We start from the raw sequence: 10,777 nt of genomic DNA on the forward strand, positions 1-10,777 counted from the left end.
GGCGAGGTGGAGATTTACGCCGTTGCCATGTCCGGGAAGACCGCCTCGATCTTGGTCTTCAGCGTCGCCGCGTTGAACGGCTTGACGATGTAGTTGTTCACGCCGGCCTTCTTGGCCGCGATCACGTTCTCGGTCTTGGATTCCGCCGTGATCATGATGAAGGGCGTCGTGGCGAGGTTGGGGTCGGCGCGGACTTCCTTGAGCAGGTCGTAGCCGGTCATCGGCTCCATGTTCCAGTCGGAGATCACGAGACCATACTTCTTGCCGCGCATCTTGTTCAGCGCTGCGGAGCCATCGGACGCATCGTCGATGTTATCGAAACCAAGCTGTTTCAGAAGATTCCGGATGATGCGGATCATGGTGCTGTAGTCATCGACCACCAGAACCGGCATGGACAAATCAACCGCCATCTTCTCTCCCCCAGACGACACTGACGCTTGCACAAAAAAACTACTGGTCTGCGCGACCCGCAGCCCTTGCCCGAACCTGTAGCATCAGGCGTTAAACAGCGCGTTAACCGGCTTGGGGCGGATTGCGTCCGTTTTGATGCGATTTCGCGCGCTTGACTCCGATGGTGCCGGCAAGCACCGTCCCGGCGCGCCAATCGACCTTAAGAATTCCTGAAGAACGCAAGAGAAAATGACTGTTGGTTTTACTGTTATTCGCGACAATACGCCTCAGAGCGCGATCCCGAGGGGGGCCGTGGTGGCGATGGGCAATTTTGACGGCGTCCATCTTGGTCACCGCGCCGTGATCGAGGCCGCCTTGCAAATCGGCAAGGCTCATGGAAAGCCCGCGCTGGCGCTGACGTTCGAGCCGCATCCGCGCAGCTTCTTCAGCCCGAACACACCGCAATTCCGCCTGACAGACGAAACCAATAAGCTGCGCCTGCTCGCAGGCACAGGGCTTGCCGGCGCCGTGGTGATGACCTTCGACAAGAACCGCGCCGGCACCAGCGCGCAGGATTTCATCCACCATGACCTGATCGGACGGCTCGAGATCAGCGGTATCGCCGTCGGCTACGACTTCCATTTCGGCAAGGGCCGGGTCGGCTCGCCGAGCCTGCTCGTCGCCGAGGCGCCGCGGCTCGGCATCGAGGTCGACGTCCAGGCCCATGTCGACATCGAGGAGCGGCCGGTTTCCTCCAGCGCCATCCGCATGGCGCTCGCGGAAGGCCAGATCGAGGACGCCACCGCCATGCTGGGCGGTCCCTGGTTCGTCACCGGCAAGGTGATCCATGGCGAGAAGCGAGGCCGCAACCTCGGCTATCCCACTGCCAACATACGCCTCGACAAGAATTGCGGCCTGAAGCACGGCATCTATGCCGTGCGGGTCGGTCGTGGTTCGGAACGCATCGACGGCGTCGCCAGCTTCGGCCGTCGCCCGACTTTCGACAATGGTGCGCCATTGCTCGAAGTGTTCCTGTTCGACTTCAAGGGCGACCTCTACGACAACGTTCTCGACGTCGCCTTCATCGGCTTCATCCGCAATGAGCTGAAATTCGACAACATTGAAGCGTTGATCCGCCAGATGGACGACGACAGCGCGCGCGCCAGAACGCAGCTCGCCGCGGCACCAGGGGCGTTCCCGAAGCTCGGAGCGATCGATTGAGCAAGACCGAAAAAGAAAAGATGCTGGCGGGCGAATTGTATCGCCCGGGTGATGCGGAACTGCAGGTTGACGCCGCCGCAAACAAGGCCTGGCTCGCGCACTACAATGCCGCCCTGGCCGCGCCGGTATCGGAACGACATGCGCTACTGTCGGAACATTTCGGCCATGTCGGCAAGGGCGCTGTGATCCGTCCGCCGTTCTTTTGCGACTATGGCTACAACATTCATCTGGGCGAGGAGGTCTTCCTCAACTTCAACTGCGTCATTCTCGATGTCGTCGAGGTCGTTATCGGCGACCGCACCCAGATCGGCCCCGCCGTGCAGATCTATGCCGCCGACCATCCGCGTGATGCCGAGACCCGGCGCAGCGGCCTCGAATTCGGCCGCCGGGTGCGGATCGGCCGCGATGTCTGGATCGGCGGCGGCGCCATCATCCTGCCCGGCGTCTCGATCGGCGACGACGCGGTGGTCGGCGCCGGCAGCGTGGTCACCCGGGACGTCGCCGCAGGGCAAATCGTCACCGGAAATCCGGCCCGGCCGCGTCCGTGATAAACCAGACTTGCAGCCCGGAACCTTTGCGATTTCCCGTTCCGGCTGCTATGGAAGGCCCCATGTTGATACGGCGCACCATCGGCATTAGCGGCCCGGCTTCCGCGTGAGCTCTCAAGGCTCGGCGCAAGACCGGGATTTTCATGTTCCCCCCGCGATAGATCGCTAAGCGCGCCCATCCCAGTCAAACCTGATCCGATGTCTGAAAAGCCGCAAAAGTCCGACGCCAGAGACTATTCCAAGACCTTGTTCCTGCCGCAGACCGAATTCCCGATGCGCGCCGGCCTGCCGCAGCGCGAGCCGGAAATCCTGAAATATTGGAACGAGATCGACCTTTACGAGAAGCTGCGCCAGTCCGCGAAAGGCCGCGCCAAATTCGTGCTGCATGACGGCCCGCCCTATGCCAATGGCAACATCCATATCGGGCACGCGCTGAACAAGATCCTGAAGGACGTGGTGACCAAGAGCCAGCAGATGCTGGGCTTCGATTCCAACTACGTGCCGGGCTGGGACTGTCACGGCCTGCCGATCGAGTGGAAGATCGAGGAGGAGAACTACCGCCGCAAGGGCAAGCAGAAGCCGGATTTCCGCGACTCCGCGGCGATGGTGGCGTTCCGGAAAGAATGCCGCGCCTACGCATCGCACTGGATCGACGTGCAGCGCGAGGAGTTCAAGCGGCTCGGGGTGATCGGCGACTGGGCGCATCCATACGCCACCATGAGCTATCCGGCCGAAGCCCAGATCGCCCGCGAATTGATGAAGTTCGTCGCCAACGGCACGCTGTACCGCGGCTCCAAGCCGGTGATGTGGAGCGTGGTGGAGAAGACCGCGTTGGCGGAGGCCGAAGTCGAGTACGAGGACTACACCTCCGACATGGTGTGGGTGAAGTTTCCGGTCACCTCGCCCGCGCATGGCGTGCTGGCGAACGCGAGCGTCGTGATCTGGACCACGACGCCATGGACGCTGCCCGGCAACCGCGCCATCAGCTTCTCGCCGAAGATCGCCTACGGCCTCTACAGGGTCACCGACGCGCCCGCCGACAACTGGGCGAAGAGCGGTGATCTCCTGATCCTGGCGGATGCGCTTGCCGAAAGCGTGTTCAAGCAGGCGCGCGTCACCGCCTACGAGAAGGCGCGCGAGCTGCCTGCCGACACGCTCGACGCCATCGAAGTGGCACATCCGCTGAAGGGTTTCGCCGGCGGCTACGAATTCACGGTGCCGCTGCTCGCGGGCGATCACGTCACCGACGATACCGGTACCGGCTTCGTGCACACTGCGCCGGGCCATGGCCGTGAGGACTTCGACGTCTGGACGGCGAATGCGCGCGAGCTGGAAAGCCGCGGCATCAATCCCGCGATCCCCTACACGGTCGATGAGAACGGCGCCTTCACCGATCATGCGCCGGGCTTCACCGGAAAACGCGTGATCAACGACAAGGGCGAGAAGGGCGACGCCAACGAGGCGGTGATCAAGGCCCTGATCGAGCGCGGCCTGCTGCTCGCGCGCGGGCGGCTGAAGCACCAATATCCGCATTCCTGGCGCTCGAAGAAGCCGGTGATCTTCCGCAACACGCCGCAATGGTTCATCGCGATGGACAAGGACATCGCGACGGACGTCAAGGCAAAACCCGGCGACACGCTGCGCGCCCGCGCGCTGCAGGCGATCTCGGTGACGCAATGGGTGCCGCCGGCCGGCCAGAACCGCATCAACGGCATGATCGCGAACCGTCCCGACTGGGTGATCTCACGCCAGCGCGCCTGGGGGGTGCCGATCGCCGTGTTCGTGCGCGAGAAGGACAACGGCTCGGCGGAGATCCTGCGGGACGAGGCGGTCAACCAGCGCATCGCTGAGGCCTTCGAGAAAGAAGGCGCTGACGCCTGGTACGCCGACGGCGCGCGCGAGCGATTCCTCGGGCGGCTTGCCAATGAGGACTGGAAGAAGGTCGACGACATCCTGGACGTCTGGTTCGACTCCGGCTCGACGCACGCCTTCGTGCTGGAAGACCCCGTGCACTTCCCGGGGCTGGCCGGCATCAAGCGCAAGGTCGACGGCGGCGACGACACCGTGATGTATCTGGAAGGGAGCGACCAGCATCGCGGCTGGTTTCATTCCTCGCTGCTCGAGAGCTGCGGCACCCGCGGCCGCGCGCCGTACGACGTCGTGCTGACCCACGGCTTCACGCTGGACGAGAACGGCCGCAAGATGTCGAAATCGCTCGGCAACACCGTCGAGCCGCAGAAGGTGATCAAGGATTCCGGCGCCGATATCCTGCGGCTCTGGGTCTGCGCGACCGACTATTCCGACGACCAGCGCATCGGCCCGGAAATCCTCAAGAACACCATCGAGACCTATCGCAAGCTGCGCAACACGGTGCGCTGGATGCTCGGCACGCTGCATCACTTCACGCCAAGCGAGAAGGTCGCCTATGGAGAGATGCCCGAGCTTGAGCGGCTGATGCTGCATCAGCTCGCCGGCCAGGCCGCGATCATCCGCAAGGCTTACGCCGAATTCGACTACAAGACCGTGGTCGCAACCCTTGCCGCGTTCATGAACACGGAATTGTCGGCGTTCTATTTCGACATTCGCAAGGACACGCTCTATTGCGACCCGCCGTCCTCGGTCGCGCGCAAGGCGGCGCTGACGACGATCGACACGATCTGCGACGCGATCCTGAAATGGCTCGCGCCGGTGCTCAGCTTCACCGCCGACGAGGCGTGGCGGATGTACAAGCAGGATGCGGAACCTTCGGTGCACCTGACGCTGTTCCCCGAGGGGCTCGAGAAATTCCGCGACGAGCGGCTGGCCACCAAATGGGAGACCCTCCGCGACATCAGGCGCGTCGTCACCGGCGCGCTCGAGATCGAGCGGGCCGCCAAGAACATCGGCTCGTCGCTGGAGGCTTCGCCGCTGGTCTACGTCTCCGACCAGGAGATGCTCGACACGCTGTTCAACGTCGACCTCGCGGAAATCTGCATCACCTCGAACGCGATGGTGACCAACCAGGACGCGCCGGAGGATGCATTCCGCCTGAGCGACGTGCCGGGCGTTGCGGTGGTGGTCGAGAAGGCGGTAGGGCGCAAATGCGCGCGCTCGTGGAAGATCCTGCCCACCGTCGGCGAGGACGCCGAATATCCCGACGTCTCCCCGCGCGACGCGCAAGCGTTGCGGGAGTGGAAGGCGCTCGGTGTCAGCGCCTAACTTCTCGTCGTCCCGGCCTTGAGCCGGGACCCAACCACCGCTGTCCGGAATGGGCGATGGCAGATGACGCAAATTCGTTCAAACGACTCCTGCCTGGGGTTACGGGTCCCGGCTTTCGCCGGGACGACGGCGGAGCCAACGGCGGCATGACCCCTCCCCTGCGCGCCGGCATCATCGCGGCCGTCATCACGCTGATCCTCGACCAGGCGTCGAAGCTCTGGCTGTTGTTCTCGTTCGACCTCGCCCGGCGCGGCGTGGTGAAGGTGACGCCGTTCTTCGACCTGGTGCTGGCCTGGAACGTCGGAATCAGCTTCGGCTGGTTCCAGAGCGACAGCCCGACAGCCCAGCTTCTCTTGATGGCAGTCAAGGCGATCGCAGTCGTGGCGCTGGCGATCTGGATGGCGTATTCACGTACCTTGCTTGCGACCATTGCGCTCGGGCTGATCATCGGCGGCGCGATCGGCAACGCCATCGACCGCATCGCCTATGGCGCGGTGGTCGATTTCGCGCTGTTCCACGTCCAGATCGGGGAAAAGACGGTCAATTGGTACGTGTTTAACCTTGCGGATGTGGCGATCGTTGCCGGGGTAGCAGCCCTATTGTATGATTCTTTTCTAGGGGTACCCGCCGCAAAAGCGCCCTGATCGAGGCCGATACGGCCCTCAGCGAGCGGGTAGGATTTCAAGGGCGGAACCGCGCCTAAGCCGGTGATCGCCCGAGCGAATTTAAGAGTGGGGAAGAGCGCGATGCGTCACGCTGAAGCCAACGCCTCGGAAGCCAACGCTTCGACTGCCTGGAAAGTCCTGACACGCGGATTGCGGCTCGCCGCAGTCGCCCTTGGCATCGGCCTTGTGATGGCCGCAAGTCCGGTGCGGGCCGGCGACGACGAGGACGATGAAGACGACAAGACCTTCGAGGAGAAGGTCATCGAAGGCATCATGAAGGGCCTCGGCGGCACCAACATGGAAAACCGCGGCATCGACTATCGCGAGCGTTCGCCGCTGGTCGTGCCTCCCAGCCTCAACCTGCCCGCGCCCGCCTCGTCCGTCGAAGCCAAGGTGCCGAACTGGCCGAAGGACCCGGACGAGCAGCGCCGCAAGGCGGCAATTACGTCGCGGAAGAACACGAACAAGGATCCGCGCGAAGCCAGCCGTGTGTTGATGCCGAGCGAGCTCGCTCAGAAGAGCGACAAGACGTCCACCGGCGGCGAGTCGGTCGACCAGCCCGGCGGCAACCCCGGCGCCAACGCGATCCTTTCGCCGGAGCAGCTCGGCTATAAGGGCGGTTTCAGCGGCCTGTTCGGCGGCAGCAAGACGGAGACCGCGACCTTCAAGAGCGAGCCGACCCGGGAATCGTTGACCCAGCCGCCGCCCGGCTACCAGACGCCATCGCCGAATTACGCCTATGGCACGGGGCCGAAGGAATCGCTCAACAAGGAATACAACCCGGCCCAGGGCAAGTATGGCGATTAATTAATCTCGTCTCTCGCCTTCGTGAGGTTGGCAGCCTTTACGCGCGGCCTATGATGCCGTGATACCCGGAGCAATATTGCTCCGGGTTTTTTAGATAGGTCCTGATGTCCCAGCACCGCCTTGCCGTTTCCCTTGTTGCCGGATTGCTTTCGACGGCGCCCCTCTCCGCCTCTCACGCCATTGCCCAGACCACGATCACCTCGGAACGTCCCGCAAGCTTCGCGCTGCGTAACGGCCTGCAGGTGGTGGTGATCCCCGATCACCGCACCCCGGTCGTGACGCAGATGATGTGGTACAAGGTCGGTTCCGCGGACGAAACCCCCGGCAAATCGGGATTGGCGCACTTCCTCGAACACCTGATGTTCAAGGGAACGGCCAAGCACCCGGCCGGCGAATTCTCCCAGACCGTGCTGCGGGTCGGCGGCAATGAGAACGCCTTCACCTCGACCGACTACACCGGTTATTTCCAGCGCGTGCCGCGCGAGCAGCTCGGCAAGATGATGGAATTCGAGGCCGACCGGATGACTGGCCTGATCCTGCACGACGAGAACGTGCTGCCGGAGCGCGACGTGGTGCTGGAAGAATACAACATGCGCGTCGCCAACAATCCGGATGCGCGGCTGACCGAACAGATCATGGCCGCACTCTATCTCAACCACCCCTATGGCCGTCCGGTGATCGGCTGGCACCGGGAGATCGAGAAGCTCGACCGCGAGGACGCGCTCGCCTTCTACAAGCGCTTCTATGCGCCGAACAACGCGATCCTGATCATCGCCGGCGACGTCGACGCGAGCGAGATCCGCCCGATGGTGGAGAAGAATTTCGCCGACATCCCCGCACAGCCGTCGATCCCGGCCAAACGGCTGCGCCCGCAGGAGCCGACGCCGGTGTCCCCGCGCACGGTGACACTGGCCGACCCGCGCGTCGAGCAGCCGACCTTGCGCCGCTATTACCTGGTCCCGTCGGCTGCCACCGCTGCGGTAGGCGAGAGCCCCGCGCTCGACGTGCTCGCGCAACTGATGGGCGGCGGCGCCAATTCCTATCTGTACCGCTCGCTGGTGATCGACCGTCAGCTCGCGATCTCGACCGGTGCCAACTATCAGGGCACCGCGCTCGACCCGTCGCAGTTCGTCATCTCAGCATCGCCCAAGCCCGGCGTCGAGTTCGCGCAGATCGAGGAAGCGATCGACAAGGTCATTGCCGATATCGCGCGGAACCCACCGCGCGCCGAAGATCTTGAGCGGGTCAAGACCCAATTGATCGCGGCGTCGATTTACGCACAGGACAATCAGGCGATGCTGGCGCGCTGGTATGGCGGCGCCCTCACCACGGGTTTGAGCGTCGATGATATCAGGAGCTGGCCGGACCGCATCCGCGCCGTCACCGCCGAGCAGGTCCGCGAGGCCGCGCAAGCCTGGCTCGACAAGAAACGTTCGGTGACGGGTTACCTGATCAAGGATGTTGCGCCCAAACGCGAGGAGAAGCGCTCGTGACCTATTCTCTCACACGGCGTTCGGTCCTGATCGCCGGCAGCGCACTCGCGCTGACGACGATGCTCGCATCGCGCCCGTCGCGAGCTGCAACCAAGATCCAGCATCTGATCTCGCCCGGCGGCATCGAGGCCTGGTTCGTGCAGGATTCGACCGTGCCGCTGATCGCGATGGAATATGGCTTCGGCGGCGGCGCCAGTCAGGATCCCGCCAATAAGCCCGGCGTCGGCAATCTGGTGGCCGACCTCCTCGACGAAGGTTCCGGCGACCTCGATTCCAGGACCTTCCATGAGCGGCTCGATCGGCGCGCCATTGAATTGAGCTTTTCCTCGACCCGCGACCATTTCCGCGGCTCGCTGCGCATGCTCAAGGACAACAAGGACGAGGCCTTCGATCTCCTGCGCACGGCGCTGACCTCGCCGCGCTTCGAGGTGAGCGACGTCGAGCGCATCCGCGCGCAGGTGCTGTCCAACCTGCGGCGTGAATCCACCAACCCGAGCGCGCTTGCAGGCCGCAAATTCCTCGAAGTCGCCTTCGGCGACCATCCCTACGGCCGCCATGCCCACGGCACGCTCGAGAGCGTGCCGAAGATCGAGATCGCCGAGCTCAAGAACTATGTCGGCCGCGTGCTCGCCAAGGACACGCTCAAGGTCGCCGTGGTCGGCGATGTCGATCCGGACACGCTCGGCAAATTGCTGGACCACACCTTCGCGAGCCTGCCGGCCAAGGCAACGCTGACGCCGGTCGCCGACGTTGTCGTGACCAAGCCGCCGCAGCGCGCCTTCATTCCGCTCGACGTGCCGCAGACGGTCGTGACCTTCGGCGGCCCCGGCATCCGCCGCAGCGAACCGGATTTCATGCCGGCCTATGTCGTCAACCACATTCTCGGTGGCGGCGGATTGTCATCGCGGCTTTACCGCGAAGTGCGCGAGAAGCGCGGGCTTGCTTACTCCATCTATGAAGCGCTGGTCTGGATGGAGCATTCCGCGCTGTTCATCGGCAATACCGGCACCCGCGCCGATCGCGCCAGCGAAACGGTGGACGCGATCGACAAGGAAGTCCGCCGCATGGCCGAGGAAGGCCCGACCCAAAAGGAACTCGACGAAGCCAAGTCCTATCTGAAGGGTTCGCAGATGCTGGCGCTCGACACCTCGTCGAAGCTCGCACAGGCGATGCTGCAGTATCAGATCGACAAGCTGCCGATCGACTACATCGAGAAGCGCAACGCCATCGTCGATGCGGTGACGCTGGACGATGCCAGGAAGGTATCGCAGCGGCTCTGGGGCCAGGGCCTGCTTACGGTCGTCGTCGGCCGCACCCCGCAAGCCGCAGCTCAACAGGTGAGCACGCCATCGGCCGCGACGCCGCCGGCCACCGTGAGCCCACCGGCCGCCGCACCGTCAGCCGCCAAGCCGTCCGCGCCGAACTGAGTGCTTTTCTCGCGCGCTGCTACCGCAGCCTGCGGGCCGCGAGCGACGCTAGCGGTCCCTCATGGTGAGGAGCCGCGCAGCGGCGTCTCGAACCATGAGGCTCCCCGATCTCGCCCGTGGCCATCCTTCGAGACGCCGCTGCGCGGCTGCTCAGGATGAGGGTCTGTGGTCGAGGAGGCGCAGGCACGGCTGTCGACCGCAAAGACCTCCGGACGTCCGGCAGGCGCGCGTCTCACAAACCCGCTATGGTGCGGCGGACGAATCTTATTCCGCCACCGGTGATGCCATGCTGCGGGTTGCCCGCGACCTCTTCATTGATGAGAACGATATCGAGATCAGCTTCGTGCGCGCCTCGGGGCCGGGCGGGCAGAACGTCAACAAGCTCGCGACCGCCGCGCAGCTTCGGTTCGACACGCGCAGAATAGCGCTCGCCGAGGATGTCCGGGCGCGGCTGGTCCGACTGGCCGGCCAGCGCATGACAAAGGACGGCGTGATCGTGATCCACGCCCAGCGCTTCCGCACCCAGGAACGCAATCGCACTGATGCGATCGAGCGCCTGCTCGAACTCTTGCGCGAGGCGATGGTGCGGCCGACCCCGCGCCGGCCAACCAAGCCGACACTCGGCTCCAAGCAGCGCCGCCTCGAAGGCAAGAAGCGCCACAGCGACATCAAGGCACGGCGCGGCGCGCGCAGGTTTGAGGATTGATGTTGAAAGCGCGGACGCTGCGCCCCCTCTCCCGCAAGCGAGAGCTTTGCATAATGGGCGAATCTGCGATTCTCTAAGAGAGGATCGGAGAGGGGGCTGGAGTGACATATCGGCGGGTTGGACAACCGAGCTTCGCAGATGCGCTGGTATCGCGGCGGGGAAAAGGCAATCCAGCGTTGAAGCGGATCGGCGAGCTGGTCGATTGGGCGGCTGTGGAGCTTGTGCTGCGCGGCCTTCCGGAACCGGAGCGTGGCGCGCCGCCCTACCCGCGGCTGGTGATGTTCAAGGCGCTGCTGCTGCAGCAATGGTATGGACTGTCCGA

General features: G+C 64.1%; 11 protein-coding genes. 9 read left to right on the top strand and 2 right to left on the bottom strand.

All coding sequences use genetic code 11. The annotated features are described in order from the left end of the window. Window positions 1–14: 14 nt before the first annotated feature. Together J6497_RS39480 and J6497_RS41830 are read right to left on the bottom strand one after the other, a co-directional pair. Window positions 15–410 (bottom strand): response regulator, encoded by a 396-nt coding sequence (locus J6497_RS39480; protein ID WP_057835874.1) that lies wholly within the window; start codon window positions 408–410, stop codon window positions 15–17. A gap of 103 nt (window positions 411–513) precedes the next feature. Next, complete coding sequence (locus J6497_RS41830; RefSeq protein ID WP_225709564.1) at window positions 514–786, bottom strand: hypothetical protein; 273 nt, start codon at window positions 784–786, stop codon at window positions 514–516. On the opposite strand from J6497_RS41830, the gene J6497_RS39490 reads away from it, so the two are divergent. The 9 genes from J6497_RS39490 to J6497_RS39530 form a co-directional block, all read left to right on the top strand. Next, entirely contained in the window at window positions 688–1,611 is a 924-nt protein-coding gene (locus J6497_RS39490; RefSeq protein ID WP_225709561.1) for a bifunctional riboflavin kinase/FAD synthetase, read from the top strand. The two genes, J6497_RS41830 and J6497_RS39490, sit on opposite strands and share 99 nt — an antisense overlap. After that, on the top strand, window positions 1,608–2,159 hold the full coding sequence (locus J6497_RS39495) for a sugar O-acetyltransferase (protein WP_225709556.1): 552 nt from the start codon (window positions 1,608–1,610) through the stop codon (window positions 2,157–2,159). Before J6497_RS39490 ends, J6497_RS39495 begins: the two co-directional genes overlap by 4 nt. Before the next feature lie 198 nt (window positions 2,160–2,357). After that, a complete protein-coding gene (gene ileS, locus J6497_RS39500; protein WP_225709557.1) occupies window positions 2,358–5,357 on the top strand; it encodes an isoleucine--tRNA ligase in 3,000 nt (999 codons plus the stop codon). Window positions 5,358–5,503: 146 nt separating this feature from the next. Then, the gene (gene lspA, locus J6497_RS39505) at window positions 5,504–6,001 is read left to right on the top strand and encodes a signal peptidase II (RefSeq protein ID WP_225709562.1); all 498 of its coding nucleotides are present in this window, start codon (window positions 5,504–5,506) and stop codon (window positions 5,999–6,001) included. Window positions 6,002–6,103: 102 nt separating this feature from the next. Next, window positions 6,104–6,829 (top strand): hypothetical protein, encoded by a 726-nt coding sequence (locus tag J6497_RS39510; RefSeq protein WP_225709558.1) that lies wholly within the window; start codon window positions 6,104–6,106, stop codon window positions 6,827–6,829. A 104-nt stretch (window positions 6,830–6,933) separates the two neighbouring features. Next, a complete protein-coding gene (locus J6497_RS39515) occupies window positions 6,934–8,322 on the top strand; it encodes a M16 family metallopeptidase (RefSeq protein ID WP_225709559.1) in 1,389 nt (462 codons plus the stop codon). A gap of 59 nt (window positions 8,323–8,381) precedes the next feature. After that, window positions 8,382–9,749, top strand: coding sequence for a M16 family metallopeptidase (locus tag J6497_RS39520; protein WP_225709563.1), 1,368 nt, complete (start codon window positions 8,382–8,384; stop codon window positions 9,747–9,749). Window positions 9,750–10,035: 286 nt separating this feature from the next. Next, entirely contained in the window at window positions 10,036–10,455 is a 420-nt protein-coding gene (gene arfB, locus J6497_RS39525; protein WP_225709560.1) for an alternative ribosome rescue aminoacyl-tRNA hydrolase ArfB, read from the top strand. Window positions 10,456–10,556: 101 nt separating this feature from the next. Continuing rightward, window positions 10,557–10,777, top strand: a 221-nt coding sequence (locus J6497_RS39530; RefSeq protein ID WP_225709250.1) for a transposase, incomplete at its 3' end; no start/stop codon positions are given.

Source organism: Bradyrhizobium cenepequi, assembly GCF_020329485.1.
Lineage (GTDB): Bacteria > Pseudomonadota > Alphaproteobacteria > Rhizobiales > Xanthobacteraceae > Bradyrhizobium > Bradyrhizobium cenepequi.